This is a genomic window from Massilia sp. DWR3-1-1, assembly GCF_049898325.1.
Taxonomy (GTDB): Bacteria; Pseudomonadota; Gammaproteobacteria; order Burkholderiales; family Burkholderiaceae_D; genus JAFCUW01.
The window spans coordinates 51,299-74,586 of the sequence record NZ_JAFCXL010000002.1 but is presented as its reverse complement, the minus strand read 5'-3'; the positions used below and the strand labels follow the sequence as shown (position 1 = coordinate 74,586).

Sequence of the window (23,288 nt, the reverse complement as noted above, 5' to 3'; positions counted from 1 at the left end):
TTGACGACTAGTGTGGGGTGGGACGGCGGCGCTGTTCGATCAGACTGCGGATCACGCGCGGGTAGAGCTGGTGTTCTTCGATCAGCAGGCGAGCTGCCAGGGTTTGTTCTGTGTCACCAGGCAAGATGTCGATCTCGGCCTGGCCCAGCACGGGTCCGTGGTCGAGTTCGGCGGTGACGATGTGCACCGTGACGCCGTGCCTGGCGTCGCCGGCGGCCAGCGCCTGGCGGTGCGTGTGCAGGCCCGGGTATTTCGGCAGCAGCGACGGGTGGATATTGAGCATGCGATCGGCGTAGTGCGCCACGAACGGCGCCGTCAGGATGCGCATGAAGCCGGCCAGCACCACCAGGTCCGGCGCGAACTGGTCGATCGCGTCGCGCAGGGCGGCGTCGAACAGCTCGCGGCTGGCGTAGGCGGTATTGGGCACCACCACGGTGGGAATACCCTGCTCGGCGGCAAATTTCAAGCCGCCCGCGTCCGCTTTATTGCTGATCACCGCGGCAATCTTCACCGGCCACTGCTCGGCCGCACAGGCGCGCACGATGGCCGCCATATTGCTACCGCCGCCGGAAATGAGGATCACGATGTTTTTCATAGCGCGCATTGTAACCCGGCCAGCAGGCCGGACCAAGAAACGCCGCGCATTATGTTGCAGCGCAGCACGCGCGCACCACCCCCTCCTGCGCTATTCGAACGAGTAAAAGACGCGGAACGGGACTTTTTTCTCGGCCCAGAAATCGGCCGCGTCGCGAAACACGTCGAGCAGGGTTTCGCGCGCTTCCTTGTCGAATTTTTGCGTGTTCGGCAGTTGCTCGAGCACCACCAGGAAACCCGGTTGGGGCCCCGCATTGTGGATGGTGTTGGTCAGGCATTCGCGCAGCGCATCGAAATTCTTGCTGCATGGCTTGGGAAAATAGAAACTCTCGCCGATGCGGGCACAGACCTGCTGCTTGGTCAGCGCATCGGCACAGTGGGCATACAGAAAGTGATGTCCCAGGCGCGCGGCCTCCTCCTGCAGTTCGTTGACGCGAAAGGCGCGAATGGACTGCACAAGATGTGGCGGCACTGTTAGCAACAAACTCATTTTTCCCTCAGATCGGCCCGGATAACCGGTGGTATGACGTGGCGTTCTCGTGCGTGCGTGCGTCGTCGTCACGGACCACGCGTTTCTCCCAATATCGTTGCTTGGCGCCAACGCGCCCACTGTTTTCCAGTAAGGGTAACGTTTTGTGGTAACTGAATCAACCCGAATGTGATCGTCGGCGAAATATTTGTAAAAAAACAGATTCATTTACGCACGGATTGTGTGCCCTCGTATTGACGCCTTGTTACATTTTGTTGCCACAATGGACTTAACTGGTACGACCAACGCGCTAGTATACAAACATGGCCGATTTGGCTAACCTGTTTCACGATTCCACCTACGAGGCTGATATGAAGATGCACGCAAAACTGCTGATGACCGTCTTGGGCGTCGCTGCCCTTCCCTTGGCGCACGCTGTCGAGTTCGAGGACTACGGCCGTGTCGTGCGTGTATCGCCCCGTGTCGAGCAAGTGCGCCAGCCGCGCCAGGAGTGCCGTACCGATTACGTCCAGCAGCCGGTCCAGCAACAGCAACAGCGTAGTGCGGGCGGCGCCATCATTGGCGGCATCGCCGGCGCCCTGCTGGGCAACCAGGTCGGTGGCGGCTCCGGCCGTGCCGCCGCCACCGCGGCCGGCGCCATCGGCGGCGCCCTGGTCGGTGACCGCGTCGACAACGACGGCCGCCCGGTCGGCCAGACCGTCATGCAGGAACAGGCCGTGCGCCAGTGCCGCAACGTCGATGCGTACGAATCGCGCACGGTCGGCTACGACGTCACCTACGACTACCATGGCCGCAACTACACCAGCGTGATGCAGCGCGACCCGGGCCAGCGCGTGCGCCTGCGCGTGAATGTCGAGCCAGAGAGCTATTGAACCACTAGCGCGGAGCTTGCGCTAGGGGAACCCCAGCATTGATAATAGGGCGATCGAATCAGGTCGCCCTATGCTCATCAGAAGAAAATCCATCGAACAAGCCGAATCCTCGCGCCGCCCCGCGCGCAAGCCCAAATTCGCCCCCGTCACCCTGTCCGAACAGGACGGCGTGCGCTATCTGCACTTCGGCACCGAATGGGTGCAAGGGGCCATGCGCATCCGCAAGCCCGACTGGCCCGAACTCGAATACGCCCAGCAGATGATGGCCTGGATGCTGTTCATCGACGCCCCCCGCGACATTGCCCAACTGGGCCTGGGGACAGGCGCCCTCACCAAGTTTTGCTATAAAACGTTTGCGGACGCGCAGGTCACGGCGGTCGAGCTGAACGCGTCCGTCATTGCCGTCTGCGAATCGATGTTCAAGATGCCGCCGCCCGACCCGCGCCTGGCGGTGCTGGAAATGGACGCGCTCGATTTCGTCAACGATCCCGCCAACGCGGGCCGCTTCGACGTGCTCCAGTGCGACCTGTACGACGCCACCGCCAAGGGGCCCGTGCTCGACACCCCCGAGTTCTACCAGTCCTGCTGCGCCTGCCTGACGCCGGCCGGCATCATGACGGTGAACCTGTTCGGCGACCACCCCAGCTTCAACAAGAACCTGAAGGCGATGAAGTTCGCCTTTGCGCACGTAATCTGCCTGCCCGAGGTCCACGACGGCAACGTCGTCGCCCTGTGTTTCGCCAGCAAGCCGACGATCGACGGGGCCGCGCTGGCCACGCGCGCGGCCGCCATCGTCGCCGCCACCAAGTTGCCGGCGAAAGCCTGGCTCAAGGGTTTGTTGGCCGCGCCATAAACCTTCTCTTCGCCGCAGATGGGAGTTCGTCTTGAAACCAGCCGCAACCGTATCCTCCAGCGTGCCGGGCAGTCGTCCCGCCGCCCTCGATCTGCAGGCGATTTTTTCCTGGCTGCTGGCCGACGGCATCGTCGAAAAGGCGGGCAGCAAGGCCCATTACGCGGAGGCGCAGGGCATCCTCAAGAACGGTGCGGCCGGCATGCACCCGCTCACGGCTGTGGCCCAGTGCAAGCTCATCTCGGCCAGGGCGCCGCACCGCCAGATGACGCTCGACGCCCTGTGCGAATGGGTGGCGCACAAGGCGGCGCTGCCGTTTTGCCGCATCGATCCCCTGAAAATCGACTTCACCCAGGTGGCCGACGTCATGTCGGCCAGCTACGCGGCGCGCTTTAACATCCTGCCGCTCGAATTGACGGCCACCACGCTGACGGTGGCCACGGCCGAGCCCTTCAGCATCGCCTGGGAAGCAGAAATTGCGCGCCTGTCGCGCCGCAAGATCGTGCTGGTGTTTGCCAGCCCGCTCGACATCGCCCAGTACATCGCGCAGTTTTTCGCGCTGGCCAAGTCGATCAAGAGCGCCAACAAGACGAGCGGGCAGGACGTCGCCCTGCGCAACAATTTCGAGCAACTGGTGGAGCTGGGCAAGCTCAACAAGCAACTCGACGCCAACGACCAGCACGTCGTCAACATTGTCGACTGGCTGTGGCAATACGCGTTCGAGCAGCGCGCCTCCGACATCCACCTCGAACCCAAGCGCGACGTCGCCACCATCCGTTTTCGCATCGATGGCGTGCTGCACCAGGTCTACCAGGTGCCGGCAGTGGTGATGATCGCCATGACGGCGCGCATCAAGCTGCTCGGCCGCATGGACGTCATCGAAAAGCGCCGGCCCCAGGATGGCCGCATCAAGACGCGCACGAATGGGGGCCAGGAAGTCGAGCTGCGCCTGTCGACGCTGCCGACGGCCTTTGGCGAAAAGCTGGTGATGCGTATTTTCGACCCGGACGTGGTGGTCAAGACCCTGCCGGAGCTGGGCTTCCCCGTCGAGGACACACTCCGCTGGGACGCGCTGACCAAGCGCCCGCACGGCATCATCCTTGTCACCGGCCCCACCGGCTCGGGCAAGACGACGACGCTGTACACGACGCTCAAGGCGCTGGCCACGAGCGAAGTCAATGTGTGCACGGTGGAAGACCCGATCGAGATGGTCGAAGCGGCGTTCAACCAGATGCAGGTGCAGCCGGGCATCGACCTGTCGTTCGCCGACGGCGTCAAGGCGCTGATGCGGCAGGATCCCGACATCATCATGGTGGGAGAGATTCGCGACCTGGGCACGGCCGAGATGGCCATCCAGGCGGCGCTGACGGGTCACCTGGTGCTCTCGACGCTGCACACCAACGACGCCCCCTCGGCCATCATGCGCCTGCTGGAACTGGGCGTGCCCCATTACCTGCTCGAAGCGACCGTCATCGGCGTGCTGGCCCAGCGCCTGGTGCGCACCCTGTGCCCCCATTGCAAGTCGCCCGATGGCGAACTGAACGACGCCATCTGGCACAGCATCGGCGGCGCCTGGGACATCGCCCGGCCCGCCGTGGTCTACCGCCCCGTCGGCTGCCCCGCGTGCCGCCAGACGGGTTTCCGTGGCCGCAGCGGCATCTACGAGCTGCTCAGCATCACCGAGCCGTTCAGCAAGCTGATCGGCAAGAGCACGGACCTGGCCGCCCTGCGCCGCCAGGGCATCAGCGACGGCATGAAGCCGCTGCGCATTGCCGGCGCGATGAAGATCGTGGCGGGGCTGACGACGGCCGACGAGGTGCTCAAGGTGACGGCGGCGCTGGCGTAAACGGGCCGGTCCGCAAACGATTTTACAAATATCGTTTTCCAGCCCTAGCTTAATCCGCCACCATCAGCTATAATTTTGCCTCGCTTGGGTCGTTAGCTCAGCTGGTAGAGCAGCGGACTTTTAATCCGTTGGTCGCAGGTTCGAATCCCGCACGGCCTACCAAGAACAAGCAGTAAAGCAGAAAGCCCCCGAATTTACGTTCGGGGGCTTTTTTCTTTTGGGGTGCGCTGCACCAAGGGCGCTTGTCAGTACCAGATGCGAGACCGGTTTGATCGACCGTGTCGGTCCGATGTTGTCGCAATAAGGATGCGCTCAAGATCAGCGACGCGCGGCCGCGTCGCCGAGGCGGATCCCCCGTCGTTTGGCGTCTATCACCTTGCGTGCTCCTCAGTCCGTGCTGGGCGGTGAGTCTCCCGCCCACAACAGCGCGTTCCTGGCCGGATCTCGCTCGCCGCGCCAGTGCCAGTGTCGTCCGATTTCCTTGCCGCGTTCGTGCCAACGGCCATGGTCGGCCTTGTACTGCCCGTGATCGTGGCGTTTTTCCATGCCGGGACGCGGCGTTTCATGACCGGCCAGCTCGACGGCATCGACTACCTGCTCCTGCCGGTGCTCGTGCACATCCTGATCGATCTGCGTGCAAGCGCAATCGCTTACCTGCGCACCCTGCCGCAGCCGCGGCCAAATACGGCCAAGGCAGCACTCACGCGTCAGCGGGCTCAAGGTGGCGATGCTCCAGCAGCTTCCGCAGATGTCACACCTGGGCCGAGAATCGCATTAAAAATAACGTCAGGAGGCGGGATCGGTCGCGCCCTTCCCGGATGGTGTTGAACTGGGCGACAGAACCGCGCAAAGTTCAAGCTGTCGCAGTGCGTGGCGGCGCAGCATCGGCCACCCGCCAGGGCTGCTGTGCGCGCGCCCCTATCCCGTATAATCGGCCCTCCCCCGACCGCTTGACTCCGCCTCTTCTATGCCGAATAACGCCGACTTGCCGCCCCACCTGCCCGCCACGCCTTCCATGACCGGGCTGGTACGCGATTTCGACTGGTCCGGCACCGCCCTCGGCCCCATCGACGCCTGGCCGGCCAGCCAGCGCGCGCTGGTGACGTTCCTGCTCCATGCGCCCATCGCCCTGGCCTCCCTGTGGGGGCCGGACGGCGTGATGATCTATAACGATGCCTACGCCGCCATCGCCGGCGACAAGCATCCGCATACCCTGGGCATGAAGGTGGCCCAGGCCTGGCCGGAGCTGGCCGAGTTCAACACGGCCATCCTGGCGCGCGTGCTGGCCGGCGAAACGGTGTCGTACCGCGACCAGGAACTGGTGCTGCAGCGCGACGGCGTGGCGCAGACCACCTGGTTCAATCTCGACTACTCGCCCGCCTACGGCGACGACGGCCGGCCGATCGGCGAAATCGCCGTGGTCGTCGAAACCACGGCGCGGGTGCGCGCCGAGCGCTATCAGCAGGGCGAAATGGCGCGCCTGAAAGCGATGTTCGCCCAGGCGCCCGGCTTCATGTGCATGCTGAGCGGACCCGAGCACGTCATCACCCTGGCCAACGAGGCCTATCACAGCCTGGCGGGCCACCGCGAGATCATCGGAAAATCGGTGGCGGCCGCCCTGCCCGAGGCCGCCGAACAGGGCTTTGTCGCCCTGCTCGATGGCCTGTACACCAGCGGCGAGCCGTTTTTTGGCAACGCCGTCGCCTTTCGCAGCCCCGCCACCGCGCTGGCGCCGGCGCGCGAACGCTTCCTCGATTTCATCTATCAGCCCATGCGCAACGATGACGGCCAGGTGTTCGGCATCTTCGTGCAGGGTTCGGACGTGAGCGCCCGCGTGCTGGCCGAAAACGCCGCCCGCGAGAACAGCCATATCTTCAGCGCGCTGGCGCAGGCGCTGCCCAACCAGGTCTGGGCGGCGCCCGCCGACGGCGTGCTCAACTGGTTCAACGACATGGTGTATGCCTACGCCGGGGTCGCGCCAGGCGCGCTCGATGGCGGCAACTGGGCGGCGATGGTGCACCCGGACGACCTGGCCGACACCGCCAGCGCCTGGCAGGCCGCCTGCGCCAGCGGCGTCGGCTACGAACGCGAGTTCCGCCTGCGCCGCGCCGACGGCGCCTACCGCTGGCACATCGCGCGCGCCCAGTCGGTCAGGAACGCGGCCGGGGTGGTGCAGCGCTGGGTCGGCACCAACACCGATATCGAAGACCAGAAGCTCGCCTCGCTGCTGCTGGCGAACATGAACGACATGCTGTCGGCCGAGATCCGCAAGCGTACCGCCGAACGCGACGGCATGTGGGTGCTCTCGACCGACCTGATGCTGGTGGCCGACTTCCAGGCCACCATCGAAGCGGTCAATCCCGCCTTCACGGCGCTGCTGGGCTGGCGCGAGGCGGAAGTGGCCGGCAGCTCCTTCCTGCAACTGGTGCACCCCGACGACATCGCCGCGACGCTCGACGAAGTGTCCGGCCTGGCCTCGGGCAAGACCACCTTCAAGTTCGAGAATCGCTACCGCCACCACGACGGCAGCTACCGGATCATCTCGTGGGCTGCCTCGCCCGACCAGGAGCATATCCACGCGGTGGGCCGCGACGTCACCGCCGAGCGCGAGGCGCAGGCGGCGATGCGCCGCACCGAGCAGGCCTTGCAGCAGTCGCAAAAAATGGAAACCATCGGCAAGCTGACCGGCGGCGTGGCGCACGACTTCAACAATCTGCTGCAGGTCATCTCCGGCAACCTGCAGTTGCTGCTGTCGGACGTGGCCAGCAATCCGCGCGCGCTCAAGCGGGTGGAAAACGCCATCGGTGGCGTCACCCGTGGCGCCCGACTGGCCAGCCAGCTGCTCGCCTTCGGCCGCCGCCAGGCGCTCGAGCCGCGCGTCGTCAAACTGAGCCGTTACGTGGCCGGCATGGACGACATGCTGCACCGGACCATCGGCGAAGAGATCGAACTGCAGACGGTCATCGCGGCCGGCCTGTGGAACGTGCTGGTCGATACCGCCCAGGTCGAAAACGCCCTGCTCAATTTGTGCATCAACGCGCGCGACGCCATGGACGGCAGGGGCAAGCTGACCATCGAGGTGAGCAACGCCACCCTCGACGACGCCTACGCCGGCGCCCACGACGACGTGGGCGCCGGCCAGTACGTGATGATCGCCGTGAGCGACACGGGCGCCGGCATGGCCCCGGCCGTCCTGCAGCAGGCCTTCGAACCCTTCTTCTCCACCAAGCCCGAGGGCAAGGGCACGGGACTGGGCTTGTCGATGGTGTACGGCTTCGTCAAGCAATCGGGCGGCCATATCAAGATCTACAGCGAAGTGGGCAACGGCACCTCCGTCAAGATCTACCTGCCCCGCTCGAACGAGGCGGAACAGGCGGCCGTGCCGGCCCCCGTGCAGCCCATCACGGGTGGCAGCGAAACCATCCTGGTGGCCGAAGACGACGAGGACGTGCGCAACACCGTCGTCGAGCTGCTGGGCGAACTCGGTTACCGCGTGCTCAAGGCGGGCGACGCCACCAGCGCGCTGGCCATCGTCGCCAGCGGCATGCCGATCGACCTGTTGTTTACCGACGTCGTCATGCCCGGCCCCCTGCGCAGTCCCGAGCTGGCGCGCAAGGCGCGCGAACTGCTGCCGCAACTGGCGGTGCTGTTTACTTCCGGCTACACGGAAAACGCCATCGTCCACGGCGGCCGGCTCGATGCGGGCGTCGACCTGCTGGGCAAGCCCTATACGCGGGCGGCGCTGGCGCAAAAAATCCGCCAGGTGCTCGCGCACAAGCAGCAGCAACTGGCGCTGGCCACCGGCGCGCCGCGCGCGGGCGAGCAGCCCGGCGCGCCGGCCGCGCCCGTGCGCATCCTGCTGGTCGAGGACGACGCGCCGCTGCGGGCCATGACGGCCGAGCTGCTCGAGCATGTCGGCTACGAGGTGGCGCAGGCGGGCGACGCCGAAGCGGCGCTCGCGCTGCTGGCCCAGGACGGCGCCGACGTGCTCATCACGGACCTGCAGCTGCCCGGCATCCCCGGCGACATGCTGGCCACCCGCGCCCGCCAGATGAAACCGGGCATGGCGGTGGTCTTCGCCTCCGGCAGGGGCGGCGACACCCCGTTCAAGGACGCCGTGCACCTGTTGAAACCGTATGACCTCGACGCTCTCAAGGGCGCCGTGCAAAAGGCGCTGCGCCTGGCCTGACGGGACGGCGGCGCCGGCACCTCTCGCAGGTTCAGTCCGCCAGCGCCCCCAGCATCTGTTCGAGCGCGTCCTGCTCCACCGGCACGCTGAAGAAATGGCCTTCCATTTCGTCGCGGCCCTGCGCGGCGAGGAAGTCCCGTTGCCCGGGCGTTTCGACCCCCTTGGCGATCACCCTGACATTGAGGTTGTGGCCCAGGCCGATGATGCAGCGCGCCAGCGCCCCGCTGCCCTCGGCGGTGGAAATGTCGCGCACGGGTGCATGTGCCATGCGGATATGGTGAAGCGGCAAGTGGTGCAGATAGGCGAGATTCGATTCGCCGTCGCCCACGTCGTCGACACCCAGGCGAATGCCCAGTTCGGCGCTTTGGCGCGCCAGCGTGCTGCCCAGGTGGGGATTGCGCATCAGGTGCGCCTCGCGCAAATCGAGTTCGAGGCAGGCCGGTGCGACCTTGAAGGCGGCCAGGCGCTCGCCGATATGGTCGACGAAATTCTCCTGCACGAATTCGCGGTAGGCCGACTTCATCGACAGGGGCAGGTGGGGAAACCCCAGCACCTTGAAGCGCTGCAAGGTGTGGCAGACGCGCTCGAGCACCCACTGGCCCAGCGGCACGATCAGGCCGTTTTCTTCGGCGTCGGCGAGAAAATCGGTGGGCAGCAGCACCCCCAGTTCGGGATGGCGCCAGCGCAGCAGCGCATCGACGCCGCAGATGCCGCCCGTGTGCAGGCAGATGCGGGGTTGAAACATGAGAAATAACTGGTCGCGCGCGATCCCGTAGCGCAGGTCCGACTCCATTTTCTGTTTCGCCTCGGTGGTCGACTTCATGGCCGCGGAAAAGAAGTGCACGTCCCTGCCGCCGGCCGCCTTGGCATGGTACATGGCGGTGTCGGCCGCCCGCACCAGGTCGAACGGGGTGCTGGCGTCATGCGGATAGAGACTCACGCCGATGCTGCCGCACACGGTGACTTCCTTGCCTTCAAACATGACCGCTTTCGCCAGGCTGGCGCGCACGCGCTGGACCATGCGCAAGGTGTAGCGCAGCGAAGGCTGGTTGCTCAGCACCAGCACGAATTCGTCGCCCGACAGGCGCGCCACCGTGTCGCTTTCGCGCACCGACGCCTGCAGACGCCGCGCCACCACCTTGAGCACTTCGTCGCCCGCATCGTGGCCCAGGCTGTCGTTGATGTCCTTGAATTTGTTCAGGTCGACCAGCAGGATTGCCACCAGCGACTTGTTGCGCTGCGCCAGATACAGGGCCTGGCCGATGCGGTCCCATAGCAGGTTGCGGTTGGCCAGGCCGGTAAGGGCATCGTGGTTGACCTCGTGTTCGAGCGTGGTGGTGTGCTGCTTGCTGGCAGTGATGTCGTTGAGCACGCCGACGAAGTGGGTGACGGTGCCCCGCTCATCGGCCACGGGGGTGACGCTCAGTTCATTCCAGAATATTTCGCCATTCTTGCGGCGGTTGCGAAACACCACGCTGTGCCCGCGCTGCTTGAGGATGGCCTCGCGCAAGCGGTCGCGCTCGCCCTGGTCGACGCCAGGCGCCGCCATGAAGCGCGAATCGCGTCCTAATACTTCGGCGGCGCTGTAGCCGGTCATGGCTTCGAAGGCGGGATTGACGTATTCGATGAGGTTATCGGCGCCGCCAACGCGGGTGATGACGATGCCGTTGGTGCTCGCGTGCAAGGCACGCTCGCGCAGGCGCAGGTTTTGCTCGTCCTGGCGCCGTTGGGAAATATCAATGCCCATCGACACCATGTAATAGCGGCCCTCGCAATGCAGGCGCGAGCCCCAGATCATGTAGGGAATGGTGCCGGTGGGCGTGGCGAGCTGCGCTTCGAGCTGGATTTCGGCATCGCACTGCAACACCTGCACCAGTTGCTGCTCGACCAGCGCCTGGTCGGCCGCCGCGAACAGCGCGCTGACGGGGCTGTCGCGCAGCGCGTCGGCGTTGCGGCCGGCGGTGTCTTCGACGCGCCGGTTCCACAGCACCAGCTTGCCCTCGTCGTCGACGACGAAAAACAGGTTGCTGCCCAGTTTGATCAGCGTACGCAGCGGCAGTTCCTCGATGAGCTCGCGGTGGCTGCGCGCCACCGGCAAGGGCAGCAGATAACCGAGCCACTGGCGCAGCGCACCGTCGGTCCCCAGCAGCGGCTGGAACAGCATGCTGCGCACACTGGCGCCGGCGGGGCCGATGTGGACATCGACGTGCTTGCCGACGCGGTCGCCGCCGCGGTCGCCGGGCGGCGCATGCAACAACTCGAGCCAAGGACGCAGCCCCGCCAGATCGGCTTCGCCCAGCGCGGCGGCCCATTGTGCGTTCCAGCTGGTGACGGCGCCGCCGGCGTCGAGCGTAATACAGGGCAATTGTTGCAAATCCAGGCGATGCATGGCGAGCTCACGGCAAGGGTGTGGTTTTTGACCTAATCCTTACGACTTGGTTCGCCAGCATCCGCCTTTAAATACTTACACCAGCAGCGCCGCGCTCATCTGGCGATGCTGTTCGGCCGCTTCGGCGAGGATGCTGTCCATGCTGGCCCGGTCAAACACCAGGTCAAGGGCGCTGTGCTCGTGGACGATGCCGTCGGGCACGCGCGGCGACGCGTCCAGCGGCGAGGCCACGGGCGCGAGCGCGTTGGCCAGCAGCAGGGTGTCGAGCAGGCTGACGGGCGGCATGCCCATCAGGCCATGGCGCAAGCCGCCGATGGCCTCGGCCACCACGGGCGGCACGGCGAGCTTGCGCAGTACCTCGGCGCTGACCACCTCTTCGCACAGGGCGATCCAGTTTTCCGGGTCGGCATCGAGCAGGCCGGGAAATTCATCGGCGCGCGAGAGCAGGTAGAAGGCGCCCACCTCGTGGACGATGGCGGCAAAGACGGCGGTATCGGGATCGACATACGTCACCCGTTGCGCCAGCACGCGCGCCAGCGCGGCCACGTGGGCGGTGTGCTGCCAGAGCTGCTCGGCCTTGGCGCGCAGCTCGCGGTTGACGATGCGGCTGCCGAACTGGCGCACCACCAGGCTGGCAACGAGCAGTTGCAGGTTGCGCATGCCGGTGCGGCCCAGCGCGGCGCGCACATTGGTGACGGCAATGCCGCCATGGCCGCCGCCATAGGCGACCGAATTGGCCAGCGCCACCGTGCGCGCCGCCAGTTGCGGTTCGCCCAGCACCAGCTTGATGGCTTCGTCGAGATGGCAGTCGGGGTCGTCAAGCGCGCGCTGCAGGCGCAGCACGGCATTGACGCTGGTCGGAAAGCTGATCTCGCCACGCTCGGCTTGCGCGGCAATAAGGCCGAAGGTTTCTAGTCTGTTCACCGCAAAATTATACGCCAGCGCCGGCGCCCGAGGCCTGCCCCGCCAGTCAACAAAAAATGCCTGCCCCGCGAAACGAATCGCAGACGCAAGCATTGTGTGGAAACCCGACAGCGGCCCTGAGCGATCCGCCATTGCCCGGCGCGAACACCGCTCGCGCCTGGCCTTGCGTCCACCTGGAAAATCACCGGGCCCGGCCGGTCATCTCGCCGGTCGTTTGATCGCTTTATTTTACTTTGATCGCACTTTTTACACTCGTCACACCCTCGATATTGCGGGCCAGCGTGACCGCCTTGTCCGCATCGGCTTTCGCATCGACGAAGCCGCTGAGCATGACCACGCCCTTCTCCGTCTCGACGTGGATCGCCATCGATTTCAGTTCGGGCTCCTTGAAGATATCGGCCTTGACCTTGGTGGTGATGACCGAATCGGCCACGACCACGCCGGTCTTGCGGGCCGCGACCGCGGACTTGACTTCCGCCTTGTCTGCGGCCACTTCCGTCCTGGCGACGGCGCTACGGGTTTTTTCGGCCACGGTGGCAGCGACTTCCCTGGTTTTTTCGACCACGGTGGCGGCGGCGGCGCGCCCCTGGTCGGCGATTTTTTCAGAAGACATCGGCGCCACCGTGGTGGTGGTGGTGGTGGTGGCGCCGAGGGTGGTGACGGCGCCGCTGCGGTTGTCGATCAGGCAGCCAGTCCTGGCACCGGCCACTTCCGCGCATTTTTCGACGGCGGCGGCGGCGGCGCTGCCGGCCGGCGCGGGCGCGGTGGTGACGGGCGTGGCGCCGGCGACGGCGCGGTCCGCCTTCACTTCGGCGATGGCGGCCGTGTGCACGGCGCCGGCATTGGCCAGGCAGCTGTCTTTTTCGGCGCCGCTGGCGTCCTGGCACTTGGCCTTGGCAACGGCGAAATCGGCGTCGGCGACGGCGTTCCTGGCCTTGGCGCGGCCAGCGCTGGTGTTGTTGTACTGGGCCACTGCGTCAGCTTCCGTGTGCGCGCGGGCCGCCTTGGCTTCTTCCATGCAGACGTTCTTGGCGTTGCCGCTCATGTCCTTGCAGGCATTGGTGGCCAGCTTGAAGTCGGCGGCCGCTTTCTGCGTCACGTTGCGGTAGGTCGCCGGGTCGTGATTGAGGGCGGCGGTGGGCGCGGCGGCGTAGCTGGCGCTCATGGCGGTGGCCAGCAGGGTTGCCAGGATGGTCGTTTTGAATGTGCTTTGCATGGTGGTTCCTTGACTGTGCTTGTATGCCCCCATTAGACGCCGGCTGGCCCGGCCAATCTGTGCGGCATCGTACACTTATCGGATTTACCATGACAATCACGCCTGTCCAGGGCCAGCCCTGGAGCCGGTTCTTATAGGTCGGCGTCGTCGCGCCGCAATCCCGCCAGCCACACGCCGTCGACGGCATCGAACGGCGTCGCACCCAAGGCAAACACGGCGGGATCGGCCGCCAGCGCCACCCAGGCCAGGGTGTCGTGGCCGCCACGCGGCACCGGTTGTGCCTGGCGCAGGCCGGCCAGCCAGTCCCGCACGGCCTGGTAGTGGCGCGGATGGCGGCGCGCCGTCCACGCCAGCGCCACCAGGTCGGAAAATCCTTCTTCGCGGCGCATCTCGCGCATTTCGCGAATCAAGGCGGCCAGGCGCGCTTCTTCGGGTGCGCTGCCGGCAGCGCCGTCGATGAAGCCGGCCGGCAGCGCGTGCCAGACGCCGTGCGCGTAACGCCAGCAATGCCCCACTTCATGGGCCACCATCGCTTCGATCATCGTGGCCCGCTGTTCGGGCGCGGCGTCGGCCAGGATGGCGTCGGCGTCGTCGTTGCCGCGCATCGACAGCACCAGTTTGCAGCGTTGTCCATCAAAACCCATGGCGATGGGCACGTCATTCGGGCCGGCCGCGGGCTGGACCACGATATCGATCGGTAACTTCAGTTCCTGCGAATACGCCAGCACGGGGGCGGCCGCCTGCAACCAGCGGGTCTCCTGCGCGGTCAGGGTGGCGGCGCCGGCGCCGTGGGCACACAGGCAAACGATCGCGGCAAACATCGACTTGAACATGGCACGGTCCTCGATAAGTCCATGCAATGCCTATCGGCCAGTCTTGAGGGGAATCGAGTCGTCCGCCCGGATTTGTTTTTGTGGATGGAAAGAACGGCAAGTTGCATGAAAAAAAGGCAGCTCTGTTGCAGAGCTGCCTTTCCGTTACTGCGATGGGGCCGATGCAGCTCAGCCCATCAGCGCTGGCCGGCCTGCGGTCCCTGCGCAATCGTCGCCAGCGGCGCCTGCTGCTGCCAGCCGGCGCCCAGCGAACGGGCCACCGCCACCGCCGCCAGCAGGCGCTGGGTGGCGATGGCAGCGGCGGCGCGATCGGCGGCAAGCGAACTGCGCTGGGCGTCGGTGACGTCGAGGTAGTTCGACACGCCCCGTTCAAAGCGCGCCTGCGCCACCAGCAAGGCACGCGCGGCGGCGCTGCCGGCCCGCGCCTGGGCCTGCGCCTGCAACTGGCGCTGCTCGACGTCCGACAAGGCGTCTTCCACCTCGCGCAAGGCCGTCAACAGGCGCGACTGGTGATTGGCCACCGCTTCGTCGTAGCGCGCCTTGGCCACGGCCAGGTTGGCCTTGTTGCGGCCACCATCGAAAATCGGCAGCGAGATCGACAGCGGACCGGCCGAAAATTGGCGGGCCGAGCCGCTGGCCAGGTTTTTCAGGTTTTCCGACGCGTAGCCGAAATTGCCGGTCAGGCTCAGCGAGGGATAAAACGCCCCTTCGGCCACGCCCACCTGGGCGTTCAAGGCGCGCAGACCGGCCACGCTGGCGGCCAGGTCGGGACGCTGCGCCAGCAGGCTGGCGGGCAGGCCGACGGGGATGGCGGGCGGCGCTGGCAGCTCGGCGCTGCCGATGGCGGCGATCAGCGGCGCCGACGGCGACAGGCCGGCCAGGGTCGCCAGCGCGTGCTCGAGCGCGTTGCGCTGGCGCTGCAATTCGTGCACGTCCGCTTCGGCGTTGGCCCGCTCGACGCGCGCGCGCGACAGATCGAGCTCGTTCGACAGGCCGCCGTTAAAGCGCGCCTCGATCAGTTGCTCGGACTCGAGGCGGGTGGCGAGGGCGCGCTTGACGATGGCCATTTCCGTATCGAGCCCGCGCAATTGCCAGTAGGTGCCGGCCACCTGGGCCGACAGCAGCAGGATGACGCCGTCGCGGTCGTCCTGGGCCACCAGCGCCTGGGCGTCGGCCGCTTCGACCACGCGGCGCACGCGGCCCCACAGGTCGAGCTCATAGGACAGCTGGGCGCCCACCTGGTAGTTATTGCCCTCGATGGTGCGGCGACCCAGCGCGATGGCCTGCGAAGTCTCTTTCGAGCTGTGCGAGTTGGCGACCGAGCCGCCCACCGACAGGGTCGGCGCCTGCGCCGCCCGGAACACGCCCAGCTGCGCCTGCGCCTGCAACAGGCGCTGGGCGCTGGCGGCAACGCCGGGATTGTCCCGCACGGCGCGCTGCTCGAGCTGATCGAGGGTGGCGTCGTTGAACACGCTCCACCAGTTGGCCGGCAGGCGGGCGCTGTCGGCGCCGCTGGCGGCGTGGCGGTAGGCCGGCGCGGCAACGGCCGCCGGCTCGTGGAAGGCGCTGCCGACGGTGCTGCAACCGGCCAGGGCGACGCTGGCCAACACCGCCAGCGCGACGGCGCTGCGGGCGAAGAGGGGGGTTTTCGTGGTAGTCATGGGAGGCTCGCTATTCTTAATGTTTTTTTACTGTGGCGTGGACGGTGACGGGGGTGCGGCCGGCTCAATGGCCACCACCACCGGCGCCGCCCGGCGACTTCACTTTGTTGGCGAACCACAGCACGACGATGCAGGCCAGCAGGACCGTGCCCATGATCACGAAGCCGTCGTTATAGGCCATCACGAACGATTCACGGCGCACGATGCGGTCGATGGCGGCAATGGCCTGGTTGGCCGCGGTGCTCGCTTCGACACCGCGGCCGATGAAGGCCTGGGTCAGCTGGTCGAGCCGCTGCTGGGTGGCGCTGCTGTAGAGCGAGATCGATTCGCCCAGCCGCGCCGAATGGAAATGCTCGCGGTTGGTGAGCACCGTCGCCAGCATGGCGATGCCGACCGAGCCACCGAGGTTGCGCGTCATGTTGAACAGGCTCGAGGCCGACGCCATGTCTTTCGGCGCGATGCCCTGCATGGCAAAGTTCGACAGCGTCAGCATGATCAAAGGCTGGCCCAGCGCACGCACCACCTGGGACCACAGCAGCTGGTCGTAGCCGGTGCTGGCGTCCATGTAGGCATTCATCAGGCACGAGCCGCCGAACAGGGCCAGGCCGACCGAGCACAGGATGCGGTTGTCGACCTTTGACGACAGGGCCGCGGCGAACGGCATGATGAACAGTTGCGGCAGGCCGGCCCACATGATCACTTCGCCGATCTGCATCGGCGTGTAATTGGCGATCTGGCCCAGGTACAGCGGCAGCAGGAACGAGGCGCCGTACAGGCCCATGCCGACGCAGGCCGACAGCACGGTGGCCACCAGAAAATTGCGCTCGCCGTACAAGCGCAGGTTGACGAAGGGGTCGGCCCGCGTCACGCTGGTGGCGACCCAGCCGACGATGCCCACCAGCGCCAGCCCGGCGAAGGTGATGATGAAGCTCGAATCGAACCAGTCCTTCGAATTGCCCTCTTCCAGGAAAATGGTGAGGCTGGCCAGGCCCGTGGCCATGAAGGCGATGCCCAGCCAGTCGGCCTTGGCGAGCAGCTCGAGGTGGATTTTTTCCTTGTCCAGTCCCCACCAGATACCGAGGATGAGCAGCAGGCCCGGCACCCAGTTGATGTAAAAGATCGACGGCCAGCCGTACAGCTCGGACAGGTAGCCGCCCAGGGTGGGGCCCATGGTGGGCGCGAGGGTGGCGGTCAGGCCGAAAATGGCCATGCCGGCGGCGCGCTTCGAGGGCGGCAGCTTGGCCATCACCAGCGTCATCGCCATCGGGATCAGGGCGCCGCCCGTGAAACCTTGCAGCATGCGGAAGATGATCATCGACTGCAGGCTCCAGGCGCTGCCGCACAGGGTGGAAAACAGCAGGAAGGCGGCGGTGGTGCCGATCATGTAGCCGCGCATGCTGAACACCCGCACCAGCAGGGCAGCGAGCGGAATGACGACGATCTCGGCGCACAGGTAGGCGGTGGAAATCCACGAGCCTTCTTCCTGGGTGGCCGAGAGCGTGCCCAGGATGTCCTTGAGCGAGGAGTTGGTGATCTGGATGTCGAGCACCGCCATGAAGGCGCCCAGCATGCCGGCGGCGACCGCGATCCAGGTGCGCAGGTCGACCTTCTGCCCGGCTTGCGCTGGCATCATGACGCCGCGCGGCGTTTCAACAGTGCTGGCCATGGTTGTCTCTTGATGGTTGATGGGTCAATCGGGCTCAGTGCGCGGCCGCGGCCGGCTGCTTGTCCTGATTGAGCTTGATCTCCACCAGCGCCGACATGCCCGGCGCCAGGCGGCCGTTCAGGGCCTTCACGTCTTCCGGGCGCAGGGTGATTTTCACCGGCACGCGCTGGACGATCTTGGTGAAGTTGCCGGTGGCGTTATCGGCCGGCAGCAGGGCGAACTGGTTGCCCGACGCGGGCGAAAAACTGTCCAGCCGGCCGCTCAGCGGGTGCTTGGGCAGCGCATCGATCACGATATGCACCTGCTGGCCCGGGGCCAGTTCGGCCAGTTGGGTTTCCTTGAAATTGGCGGTCACCCACAGGTCGTCCTGGACGATGGCGGCCAATTGCTGGCCCGGCTGCACGCGCGCGCCCACTTCGACGCTGCGCTTGCCGATGCGGCCGGCCACCGGTGCGATGACCCGGTTGTAGCCGAGCGTCTGGCGGGCGTCCTTCAACTGGGTCTGTAGCACCTTGACCTGCGCCTTGAGCACTTCGCGCGCCGACTGGGCGGCGGTGATCTGGGCCTGGGCAGCGACGACGTTGTCGCGGCGCGCCGCGACGTCGGCGGTGGCGCCGGCGCGGGCCGCGTTGGCAGCGTCGAGCTCGGCTTTCGAGACGGCCTTCATCTGGGTGTTGTAGAGCTGGCCGAAGCGCTCGGCGTCCTGGCGCGTGCGCTGCAGGGCCGCTTGCGACTGCACCACCTGCGACTGGGCGGCGCTGGCCTGGGCGCGGGTCTGGGCGATGGTGGCGTCGGCCTGCAGCACCTGCTGCTCGGCACTGGCGATCTGCGCCTGGATCTGCTCGACTTTCACGCCCTGGTCGGCCGGATCGAGTTCGGCGATGACGGCGCCGGCGGCGACGACCTGGTTGTCCTCGACCAGCACGCGGGTGACCACGCCCGACACGCGCGACGACACCGGGGTGACGTGGCCGGAAACGAAGGCATTCTCCGTTTCCACATAGTAGTGGCTGCGGTACCACATGCGCCCGCCCACGCCGATGGCGATCAGGGCGATCACGGCGACGATGCCGATCACGCGCTTGTTGGGCGGCGCCTTGGCGGGCGCGGCGGCGGGGGCGTCCTGCCCCCCGGCAACGGCGGCGAGCGGCTGGGGATCGGCTTTGTTGAGGTTGGCAGACATGGAAACTCCGGGTGAATGATCGACATTAGAAGAGAGGCATTATTCGTGAGATAAATGGCGAAGTCAAGAAATGAAACGATTGCATTTCATTTTATTTTGGTCTACAGTCTGACCATGACTACCGACTCCCCCCTTACCGTCGCGCCTGACGACGACAGCAAATGCGCCGCCGTCAAGTGCGCCGCCGGGCGCCCCCGCAGCAGCGATCGGGCCGCGCGCCAGCAGGAACTGGTGCACACGGCGGGCGCCCTGTTCATCAAGCACGGCTATCCCAACGTCAGCCTGGAGATGCTGGCGCGCGAAGCCCACGTGGCCGTGCGCACCATCTATGTCAAGTTCGGCGGCAAGGCGGGGTTGCTCACGGCGGTGCTGGAAGCGAATCGCGAAAAATTCTACCGGCCCCACGAAATGCTGGCCGACCCGCGCCCCCTGAAGGAAAGCGTGCGCGACTTCGCCCTGCACTTCCTCGACCTGATCAGCCGTCCCGAAGCACTGGCCATGCACCGCATGGTGGTGGCGGACGCGCCCGCCAATACGGAACTGGCGCAGACCTTTTTTGAAGGGGGGCCGCAGCAGACGCGCAAGATGCTGCTGGCATTTTTCTCGCGCGCCGACATCCGCTGCCAGCTGCGCGATGAACTCGACGTCACCCTGCTGCCCGTCTACCTGATGAATTGCATCATCGGCGACCCCTACGAGCGCATGCTGTTTGCGCCTGCCGCGGTGGCGCCCGCCCAGGTCGAGCACGAACTCGACCAGCGGCTCGACCTGTTTTACAGGAGCGTGCTGAAGAACGTGTGATCAGCGCCTGTGCCGACGGGCTGCTACCGTAGCAGTCCCACGGCCAGTTCAGCCCACACCACCAGCATCACGACGGCCAGGGCGCCGCCTGCCAGCATGCGCGCCCTGGCACTGGCCAGGTACCGCGCCGCGATCACGTATGCGCTGCCGGTAGCGGCCAATAGCGCCGCCGCGGCGGCAAAGTCGCCGATGCCCCACCGCACTTCCTCACTCAGTTGCATGGCTGCCATGGGAATGAGCAGCAGCAGTGCGGTCACGCCAAACACCTTGATGAGGGCGGTGAGCATCGGCGGCCGGGTTTGCGCAGCCTTGGGAGCGAACAGAGCAGGCATGAAAGGACTCCATTGACGGTGAGCCCCGATCTTACACCGCCGTGCCCCCGGGCGGCGCCTGGGGCCCGATCGCCGGCAAGGCCTCGGCCAGCATCTTGCCAAACACCGTCTGCGACCACGCCTGGCGGTCGCCGATCACGTACAGGCGCCGCTGGGCGCGGGTGACGGCGACGTTGATCAGGTTGGGGCGACTGCCCGCCCAGTTGCGCGCGCCGGCCGTGCCGCCGCCGAGGACGAACACCACCGATTCGCACTGCTTGCCCTGGAACGTGTGCACCGTGCCCACGTGGCTTTTCAGCCACGCCGCCAGCACCAGCTCGTCCACGCCCGCCGCCCAGGCGCCCGCGCGGCGCCGCAAGGCGCTGTGCAGTTCGTCGGCGACCGACTTGAACGGCGAAATGAGGAACAGGTCGGGCAAGCCGTCGGCCCCGTCGACCCAGCCGTGGCGGGCATACGCGCTCACCATCGCCAGCGCCGCATTGCCTTCGGCCGCGCTGTAATGCTGGTCGAAGTCGGCGCCGCGCACGTCGTGCCAGCCCGAGGGGCCCAATAGCGGCCGCGCCGCGCTGGCCGCTTCTTCGTCGGCGCCGGCCAGGCCGGACACCATGCTGTCGTTGTAGGCGATCCGGTTCGCCAGCGAAAACATCGGTTCGACGCAGCGCCGGTGCACGCGCAGCGGCGCGCCCACCCACAGCGCGCTGCCGTCGTACTGGACCACGCTGGCGCCATGGCGGTTGCCGCGGTCGGCCAGGTGCTGGGCCGAATGGGCCGTCAACAGGTGCTGCGGCGGCGCGCCGTGGTAAGTGAGCATGGCCAGGTCGAGCGTGCGATCCATCTTGATGACCGGCTCGACCTGCATCGGGTCGCCCACCATCAGCACGCGCCGGGCGCGCCAGACGGCGCCCAGCGCGTGCGAGGGCACCGCCTGCCCCGCCTCGTCCACCAGCAGCAGGCCGATCTGCCCCTCGCCCAGGTCGCCAAAGCAGCGCGCCACCGAGGCGAAGGTGCTCGACACGACCGGCACGGCGAGGAAGAAAGTGGCCCACAGATGGGGCGCCATGGTGGCCAGGTGCGGCTGGATAAAGGGCTGCTGCTCGAGCATCGCCAGGGCCAGCTGAAAATTCGAGCGGAAGCCGTTACCGGCATTTTTCAGAAACGCCTTGTGCAGATGCATGGCGGCGACGAACACCTCGGCGCGCGCCGCATGGTAGGCCGGATTACTGCGCGGCAGCGACTTCTGCTGCGCCTCCACCGACAGCGCCTGGAAGGCCAGCGGATCGAACGCGGCCGGCCCCAGCTGCGTGCGCAGCGTCTGCAATTGCTCGTCGATCAGGCCCAGCGCGCGCTTGGCCGCAGCCAGCGCCGCTTCGGCCCCTTGCAGTGCGGCGGCGGCCGCGTGCGCTTCGGCCAGCGTTTCGAGCCGGCTGCGGCGCGCGGCGGCGCGGCCGGGACCGAGCGCGCCCGCATCGGCCGCCAGCGCCGCGTGCTGCACCTGGAAGCGGTTGAAATCGTCGCGGCGCAGGATGCGGGCGAACAGCTGGCGCCACCACGGCCAGGCCCGCGCCAGCGCGGCGCGCGCCTGGCCGTTCGCCGCAAGGGCGGCGACGCTGTCCTGGGTGGACGCCTCGATCGCCGCCAGTGCGGCAGCGGCGGCGCGCTGGCGGCGCGCGCCGGCGAGCCGGTCGGCCTGGGCCAGCGCGAGGGCGGCGCGGGCCTCGGCGGCGGCCGCCCACAGCACGTCGTGGCGGGCGATGGCGTCCTGCAGGGCGTCGACCCGCGCCACTGCCGTATAAAAGGCGGTACGGGCGCTGTTCCAGTCGAGCGCGCCCAGGGCGAGCTTGTCGAGTTCCTTGAACAGGCCGGCCTCGCCGAAGCGGCCCAGCCGGGCCGCCACCAGCTTGCGGTTCTTGCGATTGCCCAGCGGGACCGAGATCAGGCCCCAGCAGGCCAGCCGCGCGCGCGCCGGCGCCGTCTCGTCGTCCGGCTCGGCCTCGGCGGCGCCGGCGGCGCGGGGCGGCTCATTGAGAATCGACTCGGCGCTGGCGGCAAAATAGTCGAAGCGCGAGCGCCCCGCCTGCAGGGGCTGGGGAAATACCTTTTCCAGGCTGGGCAGGTCGAGCGTGATATTTTCCACCGCCTGGTTGTTGGCGCTGGCGACGACGATGCCGCCGTCGAGCAGGCTGGCATCGACCTCGTACTGCTGCCCCCGATAGACGGCGCCGGCGCCGTTGGCCGGGTAGGCGATCGCCTCGGCACACGCGGTGAACGCCTGCTGGGGATCGTCGAAGCGGGCCAGCAGCTCGGCGCGCGCGACCAGGCGGGCGGCGATGACGTCCATCAGCAGCGTGGTCTTGCCGGTGCCCGGTGGCCCGTTGACGGAAAATATGCCGCCGTCGTCGAGCGCCTCGATGGCGCGGTTGACGGCCACCTGCTGCATCAGGAACAGGGGAAACTGGCTGGGCCAGCGGCCGGCCGGAAAGCGCTGCGCGGCCAGCGCGGCGTCGAGCGCGGCGAAGCCGGTGACGTCGACGCGCGCGTCGGCCTGGTGCTGGCCTTCCAGGTAGTGGCGCACCTGGCCGGCGCCGGCGCCGTTTTCAGCAGCCTGGATGATCCGTTCGAGATCGTCCAGGTAGAAGGAGTTGACGGGGTCCAGCTCGGGCGCACGGGCCAGCCGTTTGCCCTTGCCGTCGACCAGCGCCACCTTGTGCAGGCACAGCTGCTCGCGCGCCGGCCACTGGCGCGGCTGCCACCCGAGCGCCTCGATCAGCGTCGCGTTGACCTGCTCGAACCAGGCGGCGTCGACCACCCCGCCGATGGCCGCGACGCGCTCCTGGAAGGCGGCGGCGAAGGTCGCATGGCCGATCGCGGCGCCGGTCACGCGCCCGGCGATGGCCACGCAAAACGCCGCCACTTGCAGCGAAGCGGGGTTGGGCCCGCCGTCGGCGCCGATCTCGATGGCGCACAGGAAGGTCTTGCCGATGACGGCGCGCTGGTGGTTGCCGCTGAACGACTGCGCCTGCGCCTGCGCCCCGAACAAGCCGGCCAGTTCGTCTTCCAGCACGCGCTTGTCGACCAGACCGAAATAGGCGAAATACTTGTGGACGGCCGGTGCGGGGGTGGCCTGCGTGGCGGCCCAGGGCAGCGCGTCGCCGTAGCGGCACAGCAGTTGCGGGCGCTTGCCGGGCCTGGGCAGGTCCGGCACTGTCAGGGCCTCGACATCGCGCCAATATCGCAGCGTCGTGAGGTAAGCAGCCGGCATAGTGTGTTCCTGATTATTCATCGTGCAAATTGACGCAAGTACGCCGTGAAGCGCGCAACATGGCGCATCGGCGTTGGCCCGAACGGGGGCCGAAGCTTACACGAATTTGAAGGGGAGATGGTTGACGCGAGGACTGGCCGCTGCTGCGCCAGGCGGCCCGGTCGTTGCGACCGGGCCGGGAAC

The 23,288-nt window shown here is 66.9% G+C and carries 17 protein-coding genes and 1 tRNA gene; 6 read left to right on the top strand and 12 right to left on the bottom strand.

Annotated elements, in window-relative coordinates; all coding sequences use genetic code 11:
* Positions 1 to 7 precede the first annotated feature (7 nt).
* On the bottom strand, positions 8 to 595 hold the full coding sequence (gene purN / locus ACP7EY_RS02560) for a phosphoribosylglycinamide formyltransferase (RefSeq protein WP_426190158.1): 588 nt from the start codon (positions 593 to 595) through the stop codon (positions 8 to 10).
* A 90-nt stretch (positions 596 to 685) separates the two neighbouring features.
* Entirely contained in the window at positions 686 to 1,084 is a 399-nt protein-coding gene (locus ACP7EY_RS02555) for a barstar family protein (protein WP_426190156.1), read from the bottom strand.
* Between the two features lie 350 nt (positions 1,085 to 1,434).
* Between ACP7EY_RS02555 and ACP7EY_RS02550 the strand changes: the two genes are divergently transcribed.
* The 4 genes from ACP7EY_RS02550 (at position 1,435) to ACP7EY_RS02535 (ending at position 4,814) form a co-directional block, all read left to right on the top strand.
* Positions 1,435 to 1,956 (top strand): glycine zipper 2TM domain-containing protein, encoded by a 522-nt coding sequence (locus tag ACP7EY_RS02550; protein WP_426190154.1) that lies wholly within the window; start codon positions 1,435 to 1,437, stop codon positions 1,954 to 1,956.
* Between the two features lie 70 nt (positions 1,957 to 2,026).
* Positions 2,027 to 2,809: a spermidine synthase gene (locus ACP7EY_RS02545; RefSeq protein WP_426190152.1), complete on the top strand. Its 783-nt coding sequence runs from the start codon at positions 2,027 to 2,029 to the stop codon at positions 2,807 to 2,809.
* A 31-nt stretch (positions 2,810 to 2,840) separates the two neighbouring features.
* Positions 2,841 to 4,652, top strand: a complete 1,812-nt coding sequence (locus ACP7EY_RS02540; protein ID WP_426190150.1) for a GspE/PulE family protein — start codon at positions 2,841 to 2,843, stop codon at positions 4,650 to 4,652.
* A gap of 86 nt (positions 4,653 to 4,738) precedes the next feature.
* A tRNA-Lys gene (locus ACP7EY_RS02535) sits at positions 4,739 to 4,814 on the top strand.
* 225 nt (positions 4,815 to 5,039) lie between these two features.
* Here the strand turns inward: ACP7EY_RS02535 and ACP7EY_RS02530 are convergent.
* Positions 5,040 to 5,372, bottom strand: coding sequence for a hypothetical protein (locus tag ACP7EY_RS02530; RefSeq protein WP_426190148.1), 333 nt, complete (start codon positions 5,370 to 5,372; stop codon positions 5,040 to 5,042).
* Between the two features lie 247 nt (positions 5,373 to 5,619).
* Between ACP7EY_RS02530 and ACP7EY_RS02525 the strand changes: the two genes are divergently transcribed.
* Positions 5,620 to 8,841 (top strand): PAS domain S-box protein, encoded by a 3,222-nt coding sequence (locus ACP7EY_RS02525; protein ID WP_426190146.1) that lies wholly within the window; start codon positions 5,620 to 5,622, stop codon positions 8,839 to 8,841.
* 31 nt (positions 8,842 to 8,872) lie between these two features.
* Here ACP7EY_RS02525 and ACP7EY_RS02520 read toward each other — a convergent pair whose 3' ends face one another.
* The 7 genes from ACP7EY_RS02520 to ACP7EY_RS02490 form a co-directional block, all read right to left on the bottom strand.
* Positions 8,873 to 11,230, bottom strand: coding sequence for an EAL domain-containing protein (locus ACP7EY_RS02520; RefSeq protein ID WP_426190144.1), 2,358 nt, complete (start codon positions 11,228 to 11,230; stop codon positions 8,873 to 8,875).
* A 75-nt stretch (positions 11,231 to 11,305) separates the two neighbouring features.
* Positions 11,306 to 12,154: an HDOD domain-containing protein gene (locus tag ACP7EY_RS02515; protein WP_426190142.1), complete on the bottom strand. Its 849-nt coding sequence runs from the start codon at positions 12,152 to 12,154 to the stop codon at positions 11,306 to 11,308.
* Positions 12,155 to 12,377: 223 nt separating this feature from the next.
* Positions 12,378 to 13,370: a BON domain-containing protein gene (locus ACP7EY_RS02510; RefSeq protein ID WP_426190140.1), complete on the bottom strand. Its 993-nt coding sequence runs from the start codon at positions 13,368 to 13,370 to the stop codon at positions 12,378 to 12,380.
* Positions 13,371 to 13,501: 131 nt separating this feature from the next.
* Positions 13,502 to 14,203: a hypothetical protein gene (locus ACP7EY_RS02505; protein ID WP_426190138.1), complete on the bottom strand. Its 702-nt coding sequence runs from the start codon at positions 14,201 to 14,203 to the stop codon at positions 13,502 to 13,504.
* 176 nt (positions 14,204 to 14,379) lie between these two features.
* Positions 14,380 to 15,864: an efflux transporter outer membrane subunit gene (locus ACP7EY_RS02500; RefSeq protein WP_426190136.1), complete on the bottom strand. Its 1,485-nt coding sequence runs from the start codon at positions 15,862 to 15,864 to the stop codon at positions 14,380 to 14,382.
* Between the two features lie 64 nt (positions 15,865 to 15,928).
* Complete coding sequence (locus ACP7EY_RS02495) at positions 15,929 to 17,530, bottom strand: DHA2 family efflux MFS transporter permease subunit (RefSeq protein ID WP_426190134.1); 1,602 nt, start codon at positions 17,528 to 17,530, stop codon at positions 15,929 to 15,931.
* 34 nt (positions 17,531 to 17,564) lie between these two features.
* Positions 17,565 to 18,713 carry an HlyD family secretion protein gene (locus tag ACP7EY_RS02490; protein WP_426190132.1) on the bottom strand — a complete coding sequence of 383 codons (1,149 nt, stop codon included), beginning with the start codon at positions 18,711 to 18,713 and terminating at the stop codon, positions 17,565 to 17,567.
* Positions 18,714 to 18,827: 114 nt separating this feature from the next.
* Here ACP7EY_RS02490 and ACP7EY_RS02485 point away from each other — a divergent pair, with 114 nt between their 5' ends.
* On the top strand, positions 18,828 to 19,514 hold the full coding sequence (locus ACP7EY_RS02485) for a TetR/AcrR family transcriptional regulator (protein WP_426190130.1): 687 nt from the start codon (positions 18,828 to 18,830) through the stop codon (positions 19,512 to 19,514).
* A 23-nt stretch (positions 19,515 to 19,537) separates the two neighbouring features.
* On the opposite strand, the gene ACP7EY_RS02480 is transcribed toward ACP7EY_RS02485, so the two are convergent.
* Both ACP7EY_RS02480 and ACP7EY_RS02475 read right to left on the bottom strand, forming a co-directional pair.
* A complete protein-coding gene (locus tag ACP7EY_RS02480; protein ID WP_426190128.1) occupies positions 19,538 to 19,846 on the bottom strand; it encodes a hypothetical protein in 309 nt (102 codons plus the stop codon).
* A gap of 31 nt (positions 19,847 to 19,877) precedes the next feature.
* The gene (locus ACP7EY_RS02475; protein WP_426190126.1) at positions 19,878 to 23,105 is read right to left on the bottom strand and encodes a DEAD/DEAH box helicase; all 3,228 of its coding nucleotides are present in this window, start codon (positions 23,103 to 23,105) and stop codon (positions 19,878 to 19,880) included.
* Positions 23,106 to 23,288 lie beyond the last annotated feature (183 nt).